The sequence below is a fragment of the Ramlibacter sp. MMS24-I3-19 genome (assembly GCF_050320135.1).
GTDB lineage: Bacteria > Pseudomonadota > Gammaproteobacteria > Burkholderiales > Burkholderiaceae_C > Ramlibacter.
The window spans coordinates 1236246-1258178 of record NZ_CP190017.1 but is presented as its reverse complement, the minus strand read 5'-3'; the positions used below and the strand labels follow the sequence as shown (position 1 = coordinate 1258178).

Genomic DNA, 21933 nt, shown 5'->3' with positions numbered 1-21933 from the left:
AACGCGAGGCCGCCTTCGGGCGGCCTTGCCATTTGAGATGCAGGTCCCTTCATGACAGCGCCACCTGCGCTGCACGCACTGCCAGCGCGCGACGACGAGGGCAACTGGCGCGCGGTCATCGAGGCGCCGGCAGGCAGCCGCAACAAGCTCAAATGGCAGCCGGCGCTCGGCGCCATGGAACTGCACGCGGTGCTGCCACTGGGCACGGCCTTCCCGTACGACTTCGGCTTCGTCCCCTCCACGCAGGGTCAGGACGGAGACCCGCTCGACGTGCTGCTGTTCATGGACGAACCGGCGCCGCCCGGAACCGTGGTGCCCTGCCGCGTGGTCGGCGTGATCCTCGCGCGGCAGAAGCCCGCGTCCGGCGGCAAGGCCGAGCGCAATGACCGGCTGCTCGCCGTCGCGCGCAACAGCCATCGCTATGCGCACTGGAAGAAGATGGCGGACGTGACGCCGTCCGTGCTCGACGAGATCGAGCGCTTCTTCGTGTTCTACAACGCGCAGAAGGACGTGCGCTTCGAACCGCTCGGCCGCGAGGGAGCGGCCGAGGCGAAGCGCCTGCTCGAAGAGGGCCGCAGCGCGTATGCGCGCGCCGCGAAGGGCTAGCCGCCGGCCGTCACGACTGGGATTGCGATTGCGATTGCGACTGCGACTGCGCTTGCGGCTCGCCCGAGCGATCCGGCTCCGCGGGCGACGAGATGTCGCCCAGCGACAGCGCCACGTCCCCTTCGTCCTCCGGACTCTTGGCCGCGATGTCGCCGATGGACAGGATGCCCACCAGCCTGTCGTTCGCGTCCACCACCGCCATGCGCCGGATCTGCGCGTTGGCCATCTCGCCCAGCACCTCGTCGACATCGTCGTCGGGACGCGCGGTGCGCACGTGCCCGCTCATGACGTCGACCAGCTTGCACGCCTTCGGGTCGAGATCGCGCGCGATGCCGCGCACGACGATGTCGCGATCGGTGACCATGCCCACCAGCCGATCGCCTTCGCACACGGGGACCACGCCCACGTTCAATGCGTCCATCAGCCTGGCTGCTTCAGCCAGCGTCTGCTGCGGCGACATGCTGCGCACGTCGCTGGTCATCACTTCTGCCACGGTTGCCATCGAGTCGCTCCTTGGTCGTGCCGGCGCGGCGCCGGCCTTGCGACCACTCTAGGACCGTGAACGGCACGCACCATCGGCGGCCTCGCAAGCGACCGTAGGACGCGAATGACGGCGGGATTGCAGCCGGTCCAGCTGCGCGATGCTGGCGCTTCAGCCGGGCAGTTGTGGCTTCTCGACCAGCGTGGTGAGCGGCAGCCGCGCCACTTCCTGCAGCAGCAGCGCGAGTTGCCGGGCGGCGGCATCGACCACCGCGCGCCCCTTGTCCGCCGTGGCCAGCGACGCATTGCCTGCGGCGCCCTGCGGGTTGTAGTCCTGCATCTGCCAGCCGAGCTTGGCACTGCGGCCGTTGCCGAGGATGGGGTAGGCCGCCGCGCGGTCCTGCGACGTCGACCTGAAGTCGCGCGCCTGCGCCATGTCGACGAACTGCGGCCGCAACGCCAGCATCATCGATGTCTCGATGTCGCCCGCATGGATGCCGAAGCGGTGTTCCTCGCGCGTGAACTGGCCGTCGACCTCGTCCCCCAGCGGCAGGTTGAACCAGTTGACCGAATACACCAGCAGGTCGCAGCGGGTGCGCAGGTCGCGCGCCACGATGTCCATCACGCTCACCTGGCCGCCGTGCGAGTTGAACAGCACCAGCTTGCGGATGCCTGCGCGCGCCACCGATTCGCCGATCTCGGTCCACAGCCGGATCAGCGTCTCGGCCGAGAGCGTGAGCGTGCCGGGGAAGCGCTGGTGCTCGTTGCTCTTGCCGACCTGCTGCGTGGGCAGGAACAGCACCGGCAGCTCGGCCGGCAGGTGCTGCACGCTGTGGATGACGATGCCGTCGACCAGCGTCTGGTCCACGCTCACCGGCAGGTGCGGACCATGCTGCTCGATCGCCGCCACCGGCAGCACGGCGACGACCTGCGACGCCGTGCCACTGGCCTGCAGGCGCGCGAAGTCCAGCGTGGAGAGGTCGGCCCAGAAGCGCGAACGGAGTGCCATGCGCGGCATTATGGTCGCGCAGCCCCCTGCGCGGCGGCGCGTTCAGTGGCCCGCGTACACCGCGGGAGGCACGTCTCCCGCCAGCGCAACCAGCAGGTTGGTCGTCGCCAGTTCGGCCATCGCATGGCGCGTCTCGTGCGTGGCCGAGCCGATGTGCGGCAGGGCCGTCACGCGCGGATGGCGACGCAGCGGCGAGTCGGCGGGCAGCGGTTCGGTGGCGAACACGTCCAGCCCGGCGGCGCGCAGGTGGCCGCTGTCCAGCGCCTGCAGCAGCGCCGCTTCCTGCACCGTGGCCCCGCGGCCACCGTTGACGAAGATCGCGTCGCGCTTCATCAGCCCGAACTCACGCGGCCCCATTAGGCCGCGCGTCGCGTCGTTCAGCGGCAGCGTGGCCACCACGATGTCGCTGCCGGCGAGCACCTCGTCGAGTGGCGCATGCACCGCGTGGCCGCGCAGCTCGGGCAAGTCGACCGGGCGCGGGCCGTGGTACTTCACCGGCATGCGGAAGCCCAGCGCGGCGCGGCGCGCGACGGCCTGGCCGATTCGGCCGAAGCCGAGGATGCCCAGCGTCTTGCCGTGCACGTCCCAGCCGAACAGGTCCTCGCCGATGTTGCGGGTCCACTGGCCGTCGCGCACGAGGTTCGCCAGTTCGACCAGGCGCCGGCTGGTGGCCATCACCAGCGCGAACACGGTGTCGGCGGTCGTCTCGGTGAGCACGCCGGGCGTGTGGCACAGCACGATGCGGCGCTGGCGCAGCTCGGCGATCGGATAGTTGTCGACGCCAACCGAAATCGTGGAGATCACCTGCAGCCGCGGCGCCGCATCCAGCAGCGCGGGCGTGATCGCGTAGCTGGAGCCGATCAGGCCTTCGGCCCGCGGCAGTGCCGCCTCGAAGGCGGCCTTCTGCGCGGCGCCCTGACGCGGGTTGGCGACCGTCACCGCATGCTGCGCGGTGATGCGGGCGAGCTGGTCGTCCGGCAGCTCGCGGAACACCAGCACCTGGCGCCGTGCACCGCTCACAGGCCGGCCTCCTGCAGCTGCGCCCGCGTCGGCAGGCCTTCGGTGTCGCCGAGCACCTGCACCGCGCGGGCACCGATCCAGGCGCCACGCCGCACCGCTTCGGTGACCGTGCGGCCATCGAGCAGCGCGCTGATGACGCCGACGGCGAAGCCGTCGCCGGCACCCACGGTGTCGACCACCTCGGTGACCGGGAACGCGGGCACGTAGCCGCTGGCGATCGTGCTGTCGAAGTAGGCGCCCTCGGCGCCGAGCTTCACGGCCACGAACGGCGCACCCTGCGCGCGGTAGAAGGCCGCGATGCCCTCGGGGGTCTGCTCGCCGGTGAGGAAGCGACCTTCTTCCAGGCCGGGCAGCACCCAGTGCGCCTGGAACGCCAGTGCGTTCAGCTCGCGCCGCATGGTCTCGGGCGACTCCCACAGCGTGGGTCGCAGGTTGGGGTCGAACGAGATCGTGCCGCCCGCGGCGCGGACGATCCCGACGGCGTTTTGCATGGTGGCCAGCGCGCTGGCGGAGATGGCGGGGAACACGCCCGTGACGTGCAGCAGCCGCGCGGCGGTGAGCCACTCGACGTCGATGTCGTCCGGCGCGAAGTGGCTGGCCGCCGAGCCCTTGCGGTGGTACTCGATCGGCGGGTCGCCGGCCGTGACGCGGCCCTTGAACAGGAAGCCGGTGCGCTGCGTCGGATCGCACACGACGCGCGAGCAGTCGACGCCCTCGCGCCGCATCTCGCCCAGCAGGTAGCGCGCCATCGAATCGCTGCCGAGCCGGCTGGCCCAACCCACGCGCAGGCCGGCGCGGGCCAGGCCAATGGCGACGTTGGTCTCGGCGCCCGCGGTGCGCTTGTGGAAGGTGCCGATGGTCTCGAGCGGGCCCGGCCGGTCGGCCACCATCATCTGCATCATCTCGCCGAACAGGACGACGTCATGCCCGGTACTGCTCATTTCGCGGCTCCCAGCGTCGCGGCGATCTCGCGCAGGCTGCGCACCTGCTCGCGGGTGACGGCCACGAGGTCGTCGCCCTGGAGCGGGTATTCGATCGCCCACGGCACGCTGCGCGGCATCGCGCGCAGGATCGTGCGCCAGGGCGCCGCCGAGTCCGCCAGCGGTACTGCCACCCAGCGATGCGGCTGGCGTTGCACGCCCTTGCAATGCACGTAGGCGACGCGGTCCGCGAAGCTGTGCGCGGCTTCGAGCGGGCACTCGCCCGTCCAGTGCCAATTGCCCATGTCAAAGGTCATGCCCAGCCGGACGCCGGCAGCGTTCGCCTGAGTGAAGAAGGTTTGCAGCGGCGCGATGGTGCCGGCCGCGACGGTCTGGTCGTTCTCGATCACGAGCTCGACGCCCGCGGCGCGCACGGCTTGCGCGAGGGCGGCGAAGCTGCCCGCAGAGTCGCGCCCGAAGCCGCCGATCGACATCTTGAGGCGCGGTGCACCGAGCTGCCGCGCAGCGTCCAGCGCGCGATCCAGCGCCGCCGTGTCCAGCTTGCCATCGGCTTGCCACACCCCCTCGGGGCTGGAGTAGACGAGGGCCAGTGAACGCTCGCGGGCCACACGCGCGATGGCGGGCAGTTCACTCGATGCATCGCGCAGCAGCTCGCCACGCACCTCGACGCCATCGGCGCCGGCTTCATGGGCCAGCTGCGAGAACCACTGCTGCCCGTGCCGCCGCACCTCGGCCGCGCCGAACGCGCCGAGGGAGATGAGGACCTGCTGCATCACGCCGCCTGTGGATGGTGGTGGTGCGAGCTGAGGATCTGGCCCAGGAACTGGCGCGTCTTCTCGTGCTGCGGCCGGGTGAAGAACTCCTGCGGGGGCGCCTGTTCGACGATGCGGCCGTCGGCCATGAAGATCACGCGATCGGCCACGCTGCGCGCGAAGCCCATCTCGTGCGTGACGCACAGCATGGTCATGCCCTCTTCCGCCAGGCCGATCATCGTGTCCAGCACTTCCTTCACCATCTCCGGATCGAGCGCCGATGTGGGCTCGTCGAACAGCATGATGCGCGGCGTCATGCACAGCGCGCGCGCGATCGCCACGCGCTGCTGCTGGCCGCCCGAGAGCTGGCTCGGGTACTTGTTGGCCTGCTCCGGGATGCGCACCCGCGTGAGGTACTTCATCGCCGTGGCTTCGGCCTCGTCGCGCTTGACGCCGCGCGTGCGCATCGGCGCCAGCGTGCAGTTCTGCAGGATGGTGAGGTGCGGGAACAGGTTGAACTGCTGGAAGACCATGCCGACTTCGGCGCGCACCCTGTCGACATTGCGCTTGCCGGCCGTGAGGTCGATGCCGTCGACGACGACCTGTCCCTTCTGCACGGTTTCCAGCGCATTGATGCAGCGGATCAGCGTGGACTTTCCCGAGCCCGAGGGCCCGCAGATCACGATGCGCTCGCCGGGCGCGACCTTCAGGTCGATGCCGTCCAGCACCTTGAACTTGCCGTACCACTTCTCCACCCCTTCGAGGCGGATGATGGGTTCGGCGCCGGCCTGAAGCTGGTGGTCCATGCTATTCCCGCGCGCTCGCCTTACTGCATCTTGGGCAGGTCGGTCTCCAGCCACTTGCGGTACAGCTTGTTCAGCTCGCCGTTGGCCGTGTTCTTGGTGACGAACTCGTTGACCGACTTCAGCAGCGCGTCCTGGCCCGGGCGAATGGCGACGGCCATCTCCTGCTGCTTCAGCACGAACTTGGGCTCGAACTCGCCCGGCTTGCGCTTGTCGATCTGCGCGGCCACGGTGGTGGAGCAGCCGATGGCGTCGACCTGGCCGGCGATCAGGGCCTGCATCGCGGACGCGTCGTCGTCGAAGCGGCGGATCTCGGTGCCCTGCGGCGCGATCGCGGTCAGCGCGACGTCCTGGGTGCTGGCCCGGGCCACGCCCACGCGGACCGACTTCAGGTCCGGGGCGGCCTTGATGTTGGACTTCTTCGGGCCCAGCAGCACGATCGTGGCGGCCGAGTACGGCTTGGAGAACTGCACCTGCTTGGCACGCTCGGGCGTGATGGCCAGCGAGGCGATCAGCATGTCGACCTTGTTGGTCAGCAGGAACGGGATGCGGTTCGGGCCGGTCACCGGCACCAGGTTCACCTTCACGCCCCACTCCTTGCCCAGCAGCTTCGCGACGTCGGCGTCGTAGCCGTCGGGCTGGTTCTGCGCGTTGGTGGTGCCGTAGGGCGGGAAGTCCACCAGCAGGCCGACGTTGACCTCGCCCTTCTTCTTCAGGTCCTCGGGCGCCTGCGCGAACGCGGATGCGGCGGTGGCAGCCAAGCCGGCTGCGAGGGCGAAGGCGGCGAACGCGCGACGCGAGAAGTGATGCATGGAGGTCTCCTGTGGAAGAAAGTGAAGCGCCCGCCTCAGCGGGCCAGTGCCGCCGCCTGGCGGCGTTCCATCCACCCGGCCAGCAGCGACAGCGGCCAGCACAGGGCGAAATAGACGGCAGCCACGACGCCGAACACGATCAACGGCTGGAACGTGGCATTGTTGATGATCTGCCCGGCGCGGGTGATCTCGGTGAAGCCGATGATGGCCGCGAGCGAGGTGCCCTTGATCACCTGGACCATGTAGCCAACGGTGGGCGGCAGCGCGATCTTGAACGCCTGGGGCAGCACCACGTCGCGCATGCGGTCGACGTAGTGCAGGCCCAGCGCATCGGCCGCTTCCCACTGGCCGCGCGGGATCGCCTGGATGCAGCCGCGCCAGATCTCGCCCAGGAACGCGCTGGTGTTGAGCACGAGCGCGACGCCGGCCGCGATCCACGGATTGATGTCCCAGCCCAGCACCGGCGCACCGAAGAACACCAGGAACAGCTGCAGCAGCAGCGGCGTGCCCTGGAAAACCTGGACGAAGGCGGTGGACACCGCGCGGGCTGCCGCGCTCTCGCTGGTGCGGGCCAGCGCGACGATCAGCCCACCCACCGCACCGCCGAGGAAGGCGATCAGCGACAGCGCGATGGTCCAGCGCGCCGCGGCCAGGATGAACAGGAACTCGGGGGTGCCGAAGGTGCGCATTCAGCGGCGGTCCGGGTAGTCGAGGGCGAACCGGTAGATGGCCCGGAACAGGAACGAGAACGCAAGGGCCAGCGCCAGGTAGATGCCGGCCACCACGATGTAGATCTCGAAGCTGCGGAAGGTCTGCGACTGCAGGTTGGCCGCGACCGAGGTGAGGTCGTCGGCCGAGATCGCCGACACCACCGCCGAGCTGAGCATCAACAGGATGAACTGGCTGGTGAGCGCCGGGTAGATCGCCTTCAGCGCCGGCTTCAGGATGACGTGGCGGAACACCTGGTGCCGCTTGAGGTTGAGCGCCAAGCCGGCCTCGACCTGCCCGCGCGGGATCGACTCGATGCCGACCCGGATGATCTCGGTCGCATACGCGCCCAGGTTGACCACCATCGCCACCAGCGCGGCCGCGTAGGCCGACCAGCGCAGGCCGAGCGCCGGCAGGGCGAAGAAGAAGAAGAACAGCTGGACCAGGAACGGCGTGTTGCGCACCAGCTCGATGTACGCATTGACCAGCATGCGCAGCGGCTTCGGGCCGGAGGTCTTGGCCCACGCGCCGATGATGGCCACGATGAGGCCCAGCGCCGTCGCCGTCAACGACAGCTGGATCGTGATCCAGGTGCCACGCAGCAGCAGTGGCCACGCATCGAAGACCGCGTCGAACTGGAATGAATAGTTGAGGGACAAGGGCTGTGCCTCGGCGCGCCGTTGGAAGGCGAGTGTACAGAAACCGGTTTCAGGATTTCATCGTGGAAACTACCGACGCCGGCGCGGCCGATGAGGCGCGGGCCACCAGCTGGCCCGGCAGCAGGATCTGGCGCGGCGGCACGGCCAGGCCCTGCAGGCGCTCGAGCAGGCACGCCGTCGCCAGCCGCCCCAGCGCGTCCGTGGGCTGCGCGACCGTGGTGAGCCCCGGTCCCACCAACGGCGCCCATTCCGTCTCGTCGACGCCGACGAACCCGAAGTCGTGTCCGAACTGCCAGCCCTGGGCAGCCACCGCGGCGGCCACACGCAAGGTGACCACGGCATTGGCCGCCAGGATCGCGGGCCTGCGGCCGGCCTTGTGCAACGCCTGCACCGCCGCACGCAGGTCCGCCTCGTCACCGGTGGACTCGTGCACGCCACCGCGCACCCCGCGCCGCCGCGCCACCAGGTTGCGGAACGCCACCTCGCGCTCCTGGCGCGAGCTGACGCCGCGCACCGGTTCGCTCACGTACAGCAGGTCGTTCCAGCCGGCGTCGATGAGGTGCTCGACCGCGAGCTGCACCGCGCCGGCGTTGTCGAGCGAGACGAAGTCGGCCTGCATGTCGCGGTGCCGGCGATCGACCAGCACCACCGGCCGCCCACTGCGCGCCGCCGCCGCGACGGCCGCCTCGTCACGGCCGAGCGTGTTGAGGATCAGGCCGTCGACCTGGTAGGCGACCAGCGCCTCGATCGCCTCGCGCTCGCGCCGAGGTTCGTCGCCCAGGTTGAACAGCATCAGCAGGTAGCCGGCGTCCTGGCATGCCTTTTCGGCACCGCGCAGCACGGCCACCGAGAAGGGATTGGCGACGTCGGCGACCACCAGGCCGATCAGGCGCGAGCGTCCGCGCTTAAGGGCCTGGGCCATCGGGCTGGGCGAGTAGCCGAGCGCCGCGATGGACGACTCGACACGGCGCGCGATCTCGGGCGTGAGCAGCTCGTCGCGCCGGTTCAGGAAGCGCGAGACCGTGGCCTTGGAGACGCCCGCATGCTGCGCGACGTCGGAGATGGTGCGGCGCGGGCCCGCGGGGGCGGTGGCGGCGCGCTGGGACTTGGCGGGCATGGCGGCTGAAACCAGTTTCAGCCGATGGTACCTCCGGGCCCGCTCACCGCACCTGCGGACCTTCCCAGGCCGCTGGCGTCACCCGCGCAGCAGGTGCGATGCCGCCCTCGCAATGTGCGCTGCGTCGACACCGAAGAAGCCACGCAGTGCGGCGCGCGTGTCGCTGCGGCCGAAGCCGTCCGTTCCGAGGGTGAGGTAGCGGCGCCCGGCGGGCAGGAAGGCGCGGATCGACTCCGGCACGGCCCGAACGTAGTCGGTCGCTGCGACGATCGGTCCTTTTGCGCCCGCCAGCATCTCGTGCAGCCAGGGCGTGGTGTGTGCCTCGCCGCGCAACGCGCGCTGCTCGCAATGCAGGCCGTCGCGCGCGAGTTCGCTCCAGCTGGTGATGCTGAACACCTCGCTCGCGATGCCTTGCGCGGCCAGCTGCTGCGCGGCCTTCAGCACCTCGGTGAGGATGGCACCCGAGCCGAGCAGCGTGACCTGCGGCACGCTCTCTCCGAACGTGGCGAACCGGTATCCGCCACGCACCACGCCGTGCGCCGCGCCCTCCGGCAGGTCCGGCTGGGCGTAGTTCTCGTTCATCAGCGTGAGGTAGTAGAACCAGTCCTGCTGGTCCACCAGCATCTCGCGCATGCCGTGGTCGATGATCACCGCCAGCTCGCCCGCGAAGGCCGGGTCGTAGGCCTTGCAGTTCGGGATGGTCGCGGCCACCAGGTGGCTGCTGCCGTCCTGGTGCTGCAGGCCCTCGCCACCCAGGGTCGTTCGGCCTGACGTGGCGCCCAGCAGGAAGCCCCGCGCGCGCTGGTCGGCGGCGGCCCAGATCGCGTCGCCCACGCGCTGGAAGCCGAACATCGAGTAGTAGATGTAGAACGGCAGCATGGGCACGCCATGCACGCTGTAGCTGGTGGCCGCGGCGGTCCAGCTGGCGATGGCGCCGGCCTCGCTGATGCCCTCTTCCAGGATCTGGCCGTCGAGCGCCTCGCGGTACGAGAGCACCGAGCCGATGTCCTCGGGGTCGTACAGCTGCCCCGCGCTGGAGTAGATGCCCACCTGCTTGAACAGGTTGGCCATGCCGAAGGTGCGCGCCTCGTCGGCCACGATCGGCACGATGCGCGGGCCCAGGTCCTTGTCCTTCAGCAGGTTGCCCAGCAGTCGCACGAACGCCATCGTGGTCGACATCTCCTTGCCGGCCGCTTGCACCGCGAACTGCGCATACGACGCGAGCGGCGGCACCGGCAGCACCGGCGCCTTGGTCTCGCGCTTGGGCATGTAGCCGCCCAGCGCGGCGCGCCGCTCGTGCAGGTAACGCATCTCCGCGCTGTCCTCGGCGGGCTTGAAGAACGCGAGGGTCTTCGCCTGCTCGTCGGAGATCGGCAGGTTGAAGCGGTTGCGGAATTCCAGCAGCGCCGCCTCGTCCAGCTTCTTCTGGCTGTGCGTGGTCATGCGGCCCTGGCCGGCCGTGCCCATGCCATAGCCCTTCTTGGTGTGGGCGAGGATCACCACCGGCTGGCCGTGGTGGTGCGCGGCCACGTGGTAGGCGGCGTGGATCTTCACCAGGTCATGGCCGCCGCGCTTCAGGCGATCGATCTGCTCGTCGGTCATGCCCTGCGCGAGTCGCGCCAGGGCCTCGTTCTGGTTGAAGAAGTGCTCGCGGTTGAAGCGGCCGTCCTTGGCCGCGAAGGTCTGCATCTGGCCGTCGACGGTGCGCGCGAACACCTGGACGAGGGCGTCGGTGAGGTCGCGCGCGAACAGGCCATCCCAGTCGCTGCCCCACAGCAGCTTGATCACGTGCCACCCCGCGCCGCGGAACAGCTTCTCCAGTTCGTCGACGATGCGGCCGTTGCCGCGCACGGGGCCATCGAGCCGCTGCAGGTTGCAGTTGACCACCCACACGAGGTTGTCCAGCTTCTCGCGCGACGCCAGCGTGAGCGCGCTCATGCTCTCGGGCTCGTCCATCTCGCCGTCGCCGAACACGCCCCACACCTTGCGGCTGCTGCAATCGAGCAGGTGCCGGTGCGTGAGGTAGCGCATGAAGCGCGCGTGGTAGATCGAGCTGATCGGCCCGATGCCCATGGATCCCGTCGGGAACTGCCAGAAGTCCGGCATCAGCCAGGGATGCGGATAACTGGAGAGACCACGCGCGTTCACCTGAGGCGCGGTGATCTCCTGGCGGTAGTGCGCGAGGTCGGCCTCCGAGAGCCGCCCTTCGAGGAACGCCCGCGCGTACACGCCCGGCGCGCTGTGCGGCTGGAAGAACACCAGGTCGCCGCCCTGCTGCTCGTTGCGCGCGTGGAAGAAGTGGTTGAAGCCGACCTCGAACAGGTCGGCCGCGCTGGCGTAACTGGCGATGTGGCCGCCGAGCTCGCCATAGGCGCCGTTGGCGCGGACCACCATCGCCAGCGCGTTCCACCGCATCAGCGAAGCCAGGCGTTCCTCGATTGCGAGGTCGCCCGGAAACGGCGGCTGCTGCTCGACGGGCACCGTGTTCACGTAGGGCGTGACCAGCTCCGGCGACCAGCCCACCTGCGGCGCGCGTGCCATCGCGGCCAGCTGGTCGAGGATGAAGCGGGCGCGCTCCGGACCTTCGCTGGCAATCAGCGCCGAGAGCGCTTCACGCCATTCGGCGGTCTCCGCCGGGTCGGTGTCGGTGCCGGGGGACAGCAGGAAGCGGGTGATGCTCTGGTCGGTCATGGTCGTGCCGGAGTGGACCGCCGATTCTGGCCCAGCTCCCATCGCCGAGCTCCCCGTATCGACCCGGGCGGCAGGGGCATCGGGCCCCCCAGGTCCGCACGTGAGATCAGCGCACTGGCGCCACCCGCCAGACCGTGTTGCCGACGTCATCGGCCACGAGCACCGCACCGGTCTTGTCGATCGCCACACCGACCGGCCGGCCCATCGCCTTGCCGTCGTCGTTGACGAAACCGGTGAGGAAGTCCACCGGCGGCCCCGAAGGCTTGCCGCCCTGGAACGGCACGAACACCACCTTGTAGCCCACGCGCGGCTTGCGGTTCCACGAGCCGTGCTCGCCGATGAAGGCGCCATTGGCGAACTCGCCCTGCAGCTTGCCGTCGGCGAACGCCAGCCCCAGCGGCGCGCGGTGCGAGCCCAGGCCGTAATCGGGCACCGTCGCCTTGGCCACCATGTCGGGGCGTGGCGGCTTCACGCGGTCGTCGACGTGGTTGCCCCAGTAGCTGTACGGCCAACCGTAGAAGGCACCGTCCTTGACGCTGGTGAGGTAGTCGGGCACGAGGTCGTTGCCGAGTTCGTCGCGCTCGTTGACCACGGTCCACAGCGCCTTGGTCTGCGGCTCCCAGGCCAGCCCGTTCGGGTTGCGAAGTCCGGTGGCAAAGAGGCGCTTCTTGCCTGTCGCGCGGTCGACCTCCCAGATCGCGGCGCGGCCTTCCTCCGCCTCGATGCCGTTCTCGGCCACGTTGCTGTTGGAGCCGACGGTCACGTACAGCTTCGCCCCGTCGGGACTCGCGATCACGTTCTTGGTCCAGTGGTGGTTGATCTCGCCGGCCGGCAGGTCGGTGACCTTCACGGGCTCGCCCGCCGCCTTGGGCTGCCCTGCCTGGTAGGGCACCTTGAGCACCGCATCGGTGTCGGCGATGTACAGCTCGTTGCCCACCAGCGCCATGCCGTACGGCGAGTGCAAGCCTTGCGCGAACACCTGGCGCACGTCGGCGACGCCGTCGCCGTTGGTGTCGCGCAGCAGCGTGAGGCGGTTGTCGCTGGGCGGCGCTGCGCCGGCGCGCTTCTGCACCAGTTTCATCACCTTGCCCTTGATGCCCTTGGCGTCCTGGGGCTTGGGTGGCGCGTTGGTCTCGGCGACCAGCACGTCGCCATTGGGCAGCACCGTCAGCCAGCGCGGATGGTCCAGGCCGGTCGCCAGGGCCGTCACCTGGAAGCCGGCTGCTGGCTTGGGCTTGCCGCCCTGCGGCCAGCCGATCGCCGGCGCGATGTCGACGGTGGGCACCAGCGACTTGTCCGGGGCCGGCAGCTGCGGGTTGGGGCCGACGCCCACGTTCTCGTCGCCGGCTGCGGCGACGGCGGCGCAGGCACTGACCAGCCCCGCGGCCAGCAGCAGAGGCAGGGTGGCAGACAGCTTGTTGTTCTTCATGCCGCCACTGTCGGCTGCGCGGGCTCGCCGGACTGTAGGCCCGTAGCGCATCCTCGCCGCAGCCGCTCGATGTCGAGCCAGGCAGGGGATTTCCGGCATCGCCGAAAATGGCGGGATGACCCAAGACCTGTTCCGCGAGGACGGCTACCTGCGCGAGTGCGACGCCACGGTGCGCTCCGTCGCGCCGGAGGGCGTCGTGCTGGACCGCACGGTGTTCTATCCGGTGGGCGGCGGCCAGGCTGGCGACAGCGGCACGCTGCAGCTGGCGGACGGTCGCCAGCTCGCCATCGCCGACACGCGCAAGGCCAAGGACGCCGAGGGCCGCCCTACGGACGCCATCCTGCACGTGCCCGCGCCGGGACAGGACGACCTGCTGGCCACGCTGCAGCCGGGCCAGCGTGTCACGGCCCGCATCGACTGGGAGCGCCGCCACAAGCTGATGCGCTTCCACACGACCACCCACCTGCTGTGCCACCTGGTGCCGCAGCCGGTGAACGGCTGTTCGATCACGCCCGACTACGCGCGGCTGGACTTCCACATGACCGATCCGCTCGACAAGGAAGCCCTCACCGCGGGCATCGCGGCGCTGGTGGCCGCGGCGCACCCGGTCGCCGTCGGTGCGATCACCGACGCCGAGCTCGACGCCAACCCGGCGCTAGTGCGCAGCATGTCGGTGCAGCCGCCACGCGGCACCGGCCGGATCCGCACCATCCGCATCGGCGCCGACGCCCCCATCGACTACCAGCCCTGCGGCGGCACCCACGTGGCCAACACGTCCGAGATCGGCGCGGTGGTGGTCACCAAGATCGAGAAGAAATCGGCCACCACCCGACGCGTGGTGCTGGGCTTCGCCTGAACGGCGGAACTCGTCCGGCCCCACACGGCTCGCACCCTGCACATGTCCTCCGTCCTGCGCTCGTTCGCCCTCTTCCTGCTGCTGGCCTCGTCGCTGGCAGCGCACGCCCAGCTGTCCACCGGCCCGGGCGCCGTGGTCACCACCGAGCGCGTGCGCGCCGAGCTGCTGGCGCATGCGCCCGACGGCGTCGCGCCCGGCAAGCAGGTCTGGGTGGGCCTGCAATTGGCGCACCAGCCCGAGTGGCACACCTACTGGAAGAATCCGGGCGACTCCGGCCTTGCCACGCAGCTGGAATGGACGCTGCCGGCGGGCGTGACCGCGGGCGACATCGCCTGGCCGGTGCCGCACAAGATCCCGGTCGGCACGCTGGCCAATTACGGCTACGAAGGCACCGTGCTGCTGCCGGTGCCGCTGACGATCGGGCCCGACTTCAAGCCTTCGCTGCTGGCGAGCGATCTCACGGTGAAGCTCAAGGCCACATGGCTGGTGTGCAAGAAGGAGTGCATCCCGGAGGACGGCGAGTTCGCGCTGAAGATCCCCGCGCAGAGCACCACCGCCATGCACGGCCAGGCCTTCGCGGACGCGTTCGCGGCGGCGCCGCGCAACGTGCCTGAAGGCACGGCCGCGATCCCGGACAGCGTGGCGCGCATCGCGGGCAATGGCCTCGACATCGAGGTGCAGGGCCTGCCGGTCGCCGAGCGCGGCAAGGAGCTGGCGTTCTTCCCGGAGACGCCCGAGATCGTCGAACCTGCCGGCGCGTGGACCCAGGCCTGGAAGGGCGCGGTGTGGACCGCGCATGTCCCGCTCTCCGGGCTGCGCAGCACGAGTCCGACGCAGTTGCCGGTCGTGGTCGCGGATGGCAAGCAGGGCTGGCGCGCGACCCTCAAGGTCGCCGGCACCTGGCCGCCGGTGGCGGCCGCACCCACGGGCGTGTCGCCGGCGCTGGACGAGGCGCTGCGCAGCAATGCGACGGCCAGCGTCCCCGCGTCGTCCCGGGTCGGCCTCATGGCCGCGCTGCTCGGCGCATTGCTGGGCGGCCTGATCCTCAACCTCATGCCCTGCGTGTTCCCCGTGCTGGCGATCAAGCTGGTGGGCTTCGCTTCGCATGCGCAGGATGCGCGCGCGCGCCGCGCCGACGGCCTGGCCTACACCGCCGGCGTGGTGCTGTCGTTCCTCGCGCTGGGCGCCGCGATGCTGGCCCTGCGCGCGGCGGGGGAGCAGCTCGGGTGGGGCTTCCAGCTGCAGTCGCCGCTGGTGGTGGCGGTGCTGGCCGTGCTCTTCACGCTGATCGCGCTGAACCTCGCCGGCGTCTTCGAGGTGGGCGGCGTGCTGCCCTCGTCGATCGCCTCCGTGCAGCTGCGCCACCCGGTGCGCAATGCCTTCGTCTCCGGCGTGCTGGCCGTCGCCATCGCGTCGCCCTGCACGGCGCCGTTCATGGGCGCCTCGCTGGGCCTGGCCGCCACGCTGCCAGCGGTGGAGGCACTGCTGGTGTTCGGCATCCTTGGCGTCGGCATGGCGCTGCCTTATCTCGCTGCCAGCGCCGTGCCTGCGGTGGGCCGCTGGCTGCCGCGTCCCGGTCCGTGGATGGACGTCTTCCGCCGCCTGATGGCATTCCCGATGTTCGCCACCGTGGCCTGGCTGGTGTGGGTGCTGGGCCAGCAGAGCGGCATCGACGGTGCCGGCGCGCTGCTGGTGCTGCTGGTGGCCGTGAGCCTGCTGGTGTGGACCCTCACGCTGCGCGGCCGCACGCGCGTGGTGCTCGGCACGGTCGCCACCCTCGCGCTCGCCGCCGTCGCCTGGACCGTCGGCCCGCACCTCGCGTCGGCCGCGCCGTCGCAGCAGGCCGCGAAGGCCGAGGGCGAGTGGCAACCCTGGTCGCAGGCCAAGGTGCAGCAGCTCGTCGCCGCGGGGCAGCCGGTCTTCGTCGACTTCACCGCGGCCTGGTGCGTCACCTGCCAGGTGAACAAAAAGACCACGCTGTCGAACGAGCAGGTGCTGTCGGACTTGCGCCAGCGCAAGGTCGCCCTGCTGCGCGCCGACTGGACCCGCCGCGACCCGGCCATCAGCGCCGCCCTGGCCTCGCTCGGCCGCAACGGCGTGCCGGTGTACGTGATGTACCGCCAGGGGAGCGCGCCGGTGGTGCTGTCGGAGCTGCTCAGCGTGGCTGAAGTGCGAGGCGTCGTCGCCAAGCTCTGAGGGGGCGCGGCAGGCGCCGCTCTGCTCTTCTCCGGAGTCCCGTCATTCCCGCGAACGCGGGAATCCAAGGCGCCCACATGCTGGGTCGTAGGTCAAACCGGATGACACCCTCGGGGCACTGAATGCCCTCTCCGAACACGCACGGTGCCGGTACGCGGCAGGCGGTATCTGGCAGGGCCGATTTGGGTGACGGGAGCGAGCTTCGGCGAAGCGACTCTCACCGTATGAGGCCCTGCCAGATACCGCCTGCCGCGCACCCCCAAAGCCTCACCCCGCCGAGCCGCCCGGCAACTCACCGCCCGCGCGACTCCCTCGCCCGCCACCACTTCCGACGCTCCGACAGCCGCTCGAACGGGAACATCGCCCCGAACGCCGTCGACGAGAGGTTGTTCACCGACCGCCAGGCCTCCAGCGCGAACTGCTGCACCACCTGGCGCTCGCTCACCTCGCGGCCCTCGCGCACGCGCGACAGCGCATGCAGCACGTAGAAGCCGGCCATGGCGGAGATGGCGAACAGGAACTCCCAGTGCGCGAAGCTCACCAGCGCCATCTCATGCTGGCTGGCCGGCGAAGTGAAGCGCACCACCGCCGACAGCTGGCTGGCCTGAAACGCCTGCGCCAGCGCGCCGGCCACGATCGGCGCCGTGCCGCCCGCGACGGCGGACACGAGGCCGATGGCCGCCAGGTACACGGTGCCCTCGCCCTGCGGCGCCAGCTTGAGGCCCAGGTTGCCGGTCGCAAGGCCGATGCCCCCCGTGGCGACACCCATCAGGAAATGGATCACGTACAGCGAGCCCAGCTGCCAGTGCGGGTCGAAACTCTCGTCGACGAAGCACAGCGCGAGCACGCAGAGGAAATACACCGGCAGCACCACCGCCAGCACGCCCTTGTTGGACAGCCGGTCCGACAGCCGCCCCCACAGGTACAGCGTGAGCGCATTGGCCAGCTGGCTGGTCACCCACAGGCTCGTGACGGTGCCGACCGCGTAGCCGCGCTGCTCCATCAGGTACACCGTGATGAAGGGCGCGGCGAGGTTGGACGCGACGATCCACGCCCCCAGGAACATCAGCAGCGCGCGGAAGTTGGCGTCGCGGAACGGCCCGCGCAGGCGCTGGCGCATCGACACCGAGGGTCCGGCCGCATGCATCACCGGCTCCGGCGCGCGGCCCAGGTAGAACGAGCTGACGAAGCCGGTGAGCCCCGCCAGCGCGAACGACAGCGCATAGGCCTGCACCGTGCGGTGCGGCGGAAAGTGATCGACCAGCGCACCGGCGGCCAGCGTGCCCAGGCAGGCCAGCGTCGTGCCGGAGAAGAGGCGACGGGAGAAGAAGTGACCGAGCTTCTCGTGCGGAATCAGCTGGTGCAGCCACGAGTTCACGGCGCAGGCGCCGATCGCGTTCAGCGCGGCGATCACCACCTGCGACCCGACCAGGAAGGTGAGCGCCATCCCATGCGGCAGGAACGGCAGGGCGGCCATCGACAGGATCAGCACGCGCATCGCGGTGATCGCGAACACGCCGATCTTGCGCCGCTGCCGCACGCGCTCCACGAGCAGCGTGGCGGGCAGTTGCGAGGCCTGCGTGAGGTAGGGAATGGCGGCCAGCACGCCGACCATGACGGGCGTGGCGCCGAGCGAGAGTGCGAAGGCGACCAGGATCACGCCGCCGCTGAACGCGCCCGACATGCTGGCCCACGCAAGGTCGCGCACCAGCGCTCGCTCGCCGGCCGCGAGGGCCTGCGGTGTGACGGTCTCGACAGGTTCGAGCATCGCGGGGTTTCTACCAAGCCTGCCGTGCGGCCGGTGTCAGCGCGGGCCGCGAATGCTCAATCGAAAACCACCGCCCTGCGGGCTGCGGTGCTGTGAGCCTTGGGAGCGGCCCGGCGGCTCACGCAGCAAGTGAACGCAGGTAACGGTGCAGCACCGCGAGCTCGGCGTCGCTGGGCCGGCCGCGGCCCGCGATGGCAGCGACGATGTGGCCTCGGAAGCCCTCGCGCGGGTAGTAGCTGAGGAATCCCGCGCCGATCAGCAGCTGCGCGAAGGCCGACGGTGCGAAGCTCGCGCTGGCCCGGCCCGCCGGCTCGCCGTCGACGCGCAGCACCTGCGCCCCCTGCGCGCTGGTGAGCGACAGCACGGTGGGTCGACCGGGCTCGAGCCGCCCGGGCGCCGTGAGCACCACCTGCTGGCCGCGTGCATCGATCCAGCGTGCCTGCGGCTGGCCATCGGCCACCGTGAGTTCGCTGGTGACCGGATCCTCCGCCTTGGAGGCCTGGAACACGACGCCCGAAGCACCGGCCGCCGGTGCGATGACCAGCGCCAGCGCGAAATGCTCGTCCTGCAGGTCATACGGCACGCGGCTGTTCGGATGGGGCCGGACCACGGGCGTGGGCGCGGCCTTCTTGCACCACAGGCCGGTGCTGTGCGGCACGCTGCAGTCCAGCACCTTGCGGCCATTGACGACGCGCAGCAGCGGTGGCTTCAGCCACGCTGCCTGCGCGTCGTCGGTGTTGGCGAAGTTGAGCATCTCCATGGGATTGGCGATGCTGGAGCCGAACCCCGAGTCGGCCACCGCGCGCACCGGTCCGCCGTCGCGCGCGGGCGAGCCCTGCACGTAGTCGTCGAACGCATCGGCCATCTCCCACTTGCTCGCGCCGTAGCGGGCCAGGATGGCGAGCGCGGCATCGGCGAGGTGGGTGTCCGCCAGCTTCACGGGATCGGCGAACGCGTACAGCTTGCGGGGCGGCGGCACCTGGATGCCGCTGGCGCCCGAATAGGTGAGCGTCGTCACGCGGTCCGGTGCCGGCACGACCGTGAAGCTGTCGCTGGTGTTGGCGCCGGCCGGGATCGTCACGCTGGCTTTCGACAGGCGTGCGCCTTCGGTCGCCGCCACGTTCACCGTCAGCGGCTGCGACAGTGCACCGCGGATCGCCACGGTCACCGTGACCGGCTGGCCGCCCTGCGCGACGCCCGCGCCTTCGTCGAACAGCGCCGCAGGACCGATGCCCGCCGCGGCCTTCATCGGCCCGGCCACCGCCGGCTCGATCGTGCGGTTCTGGTACCAGCCCGGCACGTGGTTGATCGCATGGCTGCGGATCGGCCAGTGGCTGCCGCCCATCCAGCTCATGACCTCGACGCCGTTGCGCAGCGCATGGGTGACGGTCTTCTGGAACATCACCTGCCAGCGCTCGTCGTCGACCGGCATGCCGACCTCGGTGAGCGCGAGGCGCGCGTTGTGCTTGCGCGCCCAGCGGATCGCGGGCTCGAGGCGCTTGACGCCGGTGTCGGCGTCGATGGAGCGGCGCCCCGCGCCGGCGCTGAAGCCCTTGCGCACCTCGCTGTCGTAATCGAAGGCGTGGCCGCCGCTCACCGCGTCCAGGTACAGGTGCACTTCGTAGACCAGGTTCTCGCCCTGCAGCGGAAAACCGGGATTGGCGTCCGGCAGCGCCATCGCCGCGCTCCACTGGTTGCTGGCGACGTAGATCGGCCGTTTCGCATCGACCTTGCGGATCGCGTCGACGCCGGCGCGCGCGTATGCAGGCCAGATCGCCAGGTCCTCGCCACCGCCTTCGGTGGGTTCGGTACCGCCGCGGGCGGGCATGTCGTGCGGCTCGTTCATCAGGCCCCAGCCTGCCAGTCCGGGGTGGTCCTTCCAGCGCTGCGCCGCGCGGGTCCAGAAGTCGGCGTAGTGCGCCTGCGTGAGCGTCGCGCCGGGCGCCAGCGAGAAGATGCGCTCCTGCACGCCGCCGGGGTCTTCGGTGTACGCGCGGTGCAGCGGCGTCGGCGGCTTCTGCAGGCCGGGCACGCTGCCGTCGGCGGTGTAGCGGAAATCGCGGTAGCGGCCGTAGTTGTGCAGGTCCAGGATGCAGGTGGCGCCGACCGCCGCGTGCGCGTCGAGCACCTCGGTGATCAGCTGCGCATAGAGCGCATCGAACGCGCCGGGCTCGCCGGTCATTGCGCGTGTCGCCGCATTCGGCCGCGCATCGAACAGCACCGGCTGCAGCAACTCCCACAGCACGGGCAACCGGTTCTTCTTGAACCCGTTCGCCGCCAGCCACGCGATCTCGGCGCGGCGCGGCGCGGTGTAGTGCAGGTTGGGTTGCGTGCTGCCGCCGCGCCGGATGCCGGGCTGCGCCCACTCCATGCCGGAGAGGTTGGTGCCGATCACGGGCGGCGGCGTCGGGCCTGTCGCGGCCTCGCTCTCGTTCCACAGGCAGCCCTGCAAGCTGGGCGCCACGGCGGCCGCGGCCGCGGCCTGCAGGAGCAGGCGGCGGCGCACGGCCAGGTCAACGGTCGTTCGGGTCACGACTGCACCTTAGGTTGCCCAAGCTCGGCGGGCGGTAGGACGAGTGCGCAGCGGGCTAGCCCGGACGAGTGCTTGCGACCAGGAGCGAAGCACAGCCATCGGCGTGCATGGGCGAAGTGCTGAGTCATGGCAACGCCGCACTGCGCACAACTCACACCTCGTTGCATGCGGCGCGCCTACGGCATCCGCTGACATGCGTGCAGGTCATTCTTGCTACGTGACGTACTAGCGATCCTCACTAAGCTCGACGCCGACCCGGGCCCGCCGATTGCCTCTGCCACTGAGCCGAGCGAGCGGCTCGCGCAACGGACATTCCATTTCAGGAGGATCGATGGACAAAGGCAGTGAAGGATTCCAGTCGGCCGTGACGGCAGCCGTGCCTGGACAGCGGGGCTTCGACTATCTGATCGTCGGCGCCGGCTTCGCGGGCAGCGTGCTCGCCGAGCGCCTGGCCAACGTGCTCAACCAGCGCGTGCTGATCGTGGACAAGCGTCCGCACATCGGCGGCAACGCGTACGACCGGCACGACGACGCGGGGGTCCTGATCCATCCGTACGGTCCGCACATCTTCCACACCAACTCGGCCGACATCTTCGACTACCTGTCGCGGTTCACCGAGTGGCGCCCGTACCAGCACCGCGTGCTGGCCAGCGTGGACGGCCAGCTGCTGCCGATCCCGATCAACCTGGACACGGTCAACAAGATGTACGGCCTGAAGCTCACCTCGTTCGAGGTGGAGAAGTTCTTCGAGTCGGTGGCCGAGAAGAAGGAGAACATCAAGACGTCCGAGGACGTGGTGGTCAACAAGGTCGGCCGCGAGCTGTACAACAAGTTCTTCCGCGGCTACACGCGCAAGCAGTGGGGCATGGACCCGTCGGAGCTGGATGCCAGCGTCACCGCGCGCGTGCCCACGCGCACCAACCGCGACGACCGCTACTTCACCGACACGTTCCAGGCCATGCCGCTGCAGGGCTACACGCGGATGTTCGAGAAGATGCTGGACCACCCGAACATCAAGGTGATGCTCAACACCGACTACCGCGACATCGTCGACCTGCTGCCATGGAAGCACATGGTCTACACCGGCCCGGTGGATGCGTTCTTCAACTTCAAGTACGGCAAGCTGCCGTACCGCAGCCTGGAGTTCAAGCACGTGAACGTGAAGCAGGAGCAGTTCCAGCCCGTGGGCACGGTGAACTACCCCAACGACTACGGCTACACGCGCATCAGCGAGTTCAAGCACATCACGGGGCAGGAGCACGCGACGACCTCGGTGGTCTACGAGTACCCGCGCGCCGAGGGCGACCCGTACTACCCGGTGCCGCGGCCGGAGAACGCGGAGCTCTATCGCAAGTACGAGGCCGAGGCCGATGCGATGGAGAACGTCACCTTCGTCGGGCGCCTCGCGACGTACAAGTACTACAACATGGACCAGGTGGTGGCGCAGGCGCTTACCGCGTTCAAGCGGCTGCAGGAAAGGCACGCCACGGCCGAAGCCGAAGCGGCGCTCGCGTCGGTGCAGCACACCGCGGCCGGGAGTGCCTGACCGCTGC

Annotated in this window: 18 protein-coding genes; 4 read left to right on the top strand and 14 right to left on the bottom strand. The window is 70.0% G+C overall.

Features of this window, described 5'->3' with window-relative positions; translation table 11 throughout:
* The first annotated feature begins 51 nt into the window (after positions 1-51).
* Complete coding sequence (locus tag ACPWT1_RS06185) at positions 52-606, top strand: inorganic diphosphatase (protein ID WP_427914514.1); 555 nt, start codon at positions 52-54, stop codon at positions 604-606.
* Positions 607-616: 10 nt separating this feature from the next.
* Here the strand turns inward: ACPWT1_RS06185 and ACPWT1_RS06180 are convergent, their stop codons facing one another.
* The 12 genes from ACPWT1_RS06180 to ACPWT1_RS06125 form a co-directional block, all read right to left on the bottom strand.
* Positions 617-1108: a CBS domain-containing protein gene (locus tag ACPWT1_RS06180; RefSeq protein WP_427914513.1), complete on the bottom strand. Its 492-nt coding sequence runs from the start codon at positions 1106-1108 to the stop codon at positions 617-619.
* Between the two features lie 150 nt (positions 1109-1258).
* Entirely contained in the window at positions 1259-2095 is an 837-nt protein-coding gene (locus ACPWT1_RS06175) for a creatininase family protein (protein WP_427914512.1), read from the bottom strand.
* A gap of 42 nt (positions 2096-2137) precedes the next feature.
* Entirely contained in the window at positions 2138-3115 is a 978-nt protein-coding gene (locus ACPWT1_RS06170) for a 2-hydroxyacid dehydrogenase (protein WP_427914511.1), read from the bottom strand.
* Entirely contained in the window at positions 3112-4056 is a 945-nt protein-coding gene (locus tag ACPWT1_RS06165; protein WP_427914510.1) for a sugar kinase, read from the bottom strand. The genes ACPWT1_RS06170 and ACPWT1_RS06165 overlap by 4 nt, the downstream gene beginning before the upstream one ends.
* Positions 4053-4829: a sugar phosphate isomerase/epimerase family protein gene (locus ACPWT1_RS06160; RefSeq protein ID WP_427914509.1), complete on the bottom strand. Its 777-nt coding sequence runs from the start codon at positions 4827-4829 to the stop codon at positions 4053-4055. Before ACPWT1_RS06160 ends, ACPWT1_RS06165 begins: the two co-directional genes overlap by 4 nt.
* Positions 4829-5614, bottom strand: a complete 786-nt coding sequence (locus ACPWT1_RS06155) for an amino acid ABC transporter ATP-binding protein (RefSeq protein WP_427914508.1) — start codon at positions 5612-5614, stop codon at positions 4829-4831. The genes ACPWT1_RS06160 and ACPWT1_RS06155 overlap by 1 nt, the downstream gene beginning before the upstream one ends.
* Positions 5615-5634: 20 nt before the next feature.
* A complete protein-coding gene (locus ACPWT1_RS06150; protein WP_427914507.1) occupies positions 5635-6423 on the bottom strand; it encodes a transporter substrate-binding domain-containing protein in 789 nt (262 codons plus the stop codon).
* 35 nt (positions 6424-6458) lie between these two features.
* A complete protein-coding gene (locus ACPWT1_RS06145; RefSeq protein WP_427914506.1) occupies positions 6459-7112 on the bottom strand; it encodes an amino acid ABC transporter permease in 654 nt (217 codons plus the stop codon).
* A complete protein-coding gene (locus ACPWT1_RS06140; RefSeq protein ID WP_427914505.1) occupies positions 7113-7790 on the bottom strand; it encodes an amino acid ABC transporter permease in 678 nt (225 codons plus the stop codon).
* A gap of 49 nt (positions 7791-7839) precedes the next feature.
* Positions 7840-8907: a LacI family DNA-binding transcriptional regulator gene (locus tag ACPWT1_RS06135; RefSeq protein WP_427914504.1), complete on the bottom strand. Its 1068-nt coding sequence runs from the start codon at positions 8905-8907 to the stop codon at positions 7840-7842.
* A gap of 78 nt (positions 8908-8985) precedes the next feature.
* On the bottom strand, positions 8986-11598 hold the full coding sequence (gene mdeB / locus ACPWT1_RS06130; RefSeq protein ID WP_427914503.1) for an alpha-ketoglutarate dehydrogenase: 2613 nt from the start codon (positions 11596-11598) through the stop codon (positions 8986-8988).
* 106 nt (positions 11599-11704) lie between these two features.
* The gene (locus tag ACPWT1_RS06125; protein WP_427914502.1) at positions 11705-13027 is read right to left on the bottom strand and encodes a PQQ-dependent sugar dehydrogenase; all 1323 of its coding nucleotides are present in this window, start codon (positions 13025-13027) and stop codon (positions 11705-11707) included.
* A gap of 115 nt (positions 13028-13142) precedes the next feature.
* Between ACPWT1_RS06125 and ACPWT1_RS06120 the strand changes: the two genes are divergently transcribed.
* Both ACPWT1_RS06120 and ACPWT1_RS06115 read left to right on the top strand, forming a co-directional pair.
* Complete coding sequence (locus ACPWT1_RS06120) at positions 13143-13883, top strand: alanyl-tRNA editing protein (RefSeq protein ID WP_427914501.1); 741 nt, start codon at positions 13143-13145, stop codon at positions 13881-13883.
* Between the two features lie 42 nt (positions 13884-13925).
* Positions 13926-16079, top strand: coding sequence for a protein-disulfide reductase DsbD family protein (locus ACPWT1_RS06115; protein ID WP_427914500.1), 2154 nt, complete (start codon positions 13926-13928; stop codon positions 16077-16079).
* Positions 16080-16371: 292 nt separating this feature from the next.
* Here the strand turns inward: ACPWT1_RS06115 and ACPWT1_RS06110 are convergent, their stop codons facing one another.
* Together ACPWT1_RS06110 and ACPWT1_RS06105 are read right to left on the bottom strand one after the other, a co-directional pair.
* Positions 16372-17847 carry an MFS transporter gene (locus ACPWT1_RS06110; protein WP_427914499.1) on the bottom strand — a complete coding sequence of 492 codons (1476 nt, stop codon included), beginning with the start codon at positions 17845-17847 and terminating at the stop codon, positions 16372-16374.
* 118 nt (positions 17848-17965) lie between these two features.
* Positions 17966-20380 (bottom strand): glycoside hydrolase family 5 protein, encoded by a 2415-nt coding sequence (locus tag ACPWT1_RS06105; RefSeq protein ID WP_427914498.1) that lies wholly within the window; start codon positions 20378-20380, stop codon positions 17966-17968.
* A gap of 331 nt (positions 20381-20711) precedes the next feature.
* Here ACPWT1_RS06105 and glf point away from each other — a divergent pair, with 331 nt between their 5' ends.
* A complete protein-coding gene (glf, locus tag ACPWT1_RS06100; RefSeq protein WP_427914497.1) occupies positions 20712-21926 on the top strand; it encodes a UDP-galactopyranose mutase in 1215 nt (404 codons plus the stop codon).
* The last annotated feature ends 7 nt before the right edge of the window (positions 21927-21933 follow it).

What these genes read in the sequence shown, in the direction of transcription:
- ACPWT1_RS06150 (WP_427914507.1), bottom strand. Translation starts at nt 6,423, where the DNA reads ATGCATCACTTCTCGCGTCGCGCGTTCGCCGCCTTCGCCCTCGCAGCC.
- ACPWT1_RS06135 (WP_427914504.1), bottom strand. Translation starts at nt 8,907, where the DNA reads ATGCCCGCCAAGTCCCAGCGCGCCGCCACCGCCCCCGCGGGCCCGCGC.
- ACPWT1_RS06160 (WP_427914509.1), bottom strand. Translation starts at nt 4,829, where the DNA reads ATGCAGCAGGTCCTCATCTCCCTCGGCGCGTTCGGCGCGGCCGAGGTG.
- ACPWT1_RS06185 (WP_427914514.1), top strand. Translation starts at nt 52, where the DNA reads ATGACAGCGCCACCTGCGCTGCACGCACTGCCAGCGCGCGACGACGAG.
- ACPWT1_RS06115 (WP_427914500.1), top strand. Translation starts at nt 13,926, where the DNA reads ATGTCCTCCGTCCTGCGCTCGTTCGCCCTCTTCCTGCTGCTGGCCTCG.
- ACPWT1_RS06125 (WP_427914502.1), bottom strand. Translation starts at nt 13,027, where the DNA reads ATGAAGAACAACAAGCTGTCTGCCACCCTGCCTCTGCTGCTGGCCGCG.
- ACPWT1_RS06145 (WP_427914506.1), bottom strand. Translation starts at nt 7,112, where the DNA reads ATGCGCACCTTCGGCACCCCCGAGTTCCTGTTCATCCTGGCCGCGGCG.
- ACPWT1_RS06120 (WP_427914501.1), top strand. Translation starts at nt 13,143, where the DNA reads ATGACCCAAGACCTGTTCCGCGAGGACGGCTACCTGCGCGAGTGCGAC.
- ACPWT1_RS06110 (WP_427914499.1), bottom strand. Translation starts at nt 17,847, where the DNA reads ATGCTCGAACCTGTCGAGACCGTCACACCGCAGGCCCTCGCGGCCGGC.
- mdeB (WP_427914503.1), bottom strand. Translation starts at nt 11,598, where the DNA reads ATGACCGACCAGAGCATCACCCGCTTCCTGCTGTCCCCCGGCACCGAC.
- ACPWT1_RS06180 (WP_427914513.1), bottom strand. Translation starts at nt 1,108, where the DNA reads ATGGCAACCGTGGCAGAAGTGATGACCAGCGACGTGCGCAGCATGTCG.
- ACPWT1_RS06175 (WP_427914512.1), bottom strand. Translation starts at nt 2,095, where the DNA reads ATGGCACTCCGTTCGCGCTTCTGGGCCGACCTCTCCACGCTGGACTTC.
- ACPWT1_RS06155 (WP_427914508.1), bottom strand. Translation starts at nt 5,614, where the DNA reads ATGGACCACCAGCTTCAGGCCGGCGCCGAACCCATCATCCGCCTCGAA.
- glf (WP_427914497.1), top strand. Translation starts at nt 20,712, where the DNA reads ATGGACAAAGGCAGTGAAGGATTCCAGTCGGCCGTGACGGCAGCCGTG.
- ACPWT1_RS06165 (WP_427914510.1), bottom strand. Translation starts at nt 4,056, where the DNA reads ATGAGCAGTACCGGGCATGACGTCGTCCTGTTCGGCGAGATGATGCAG.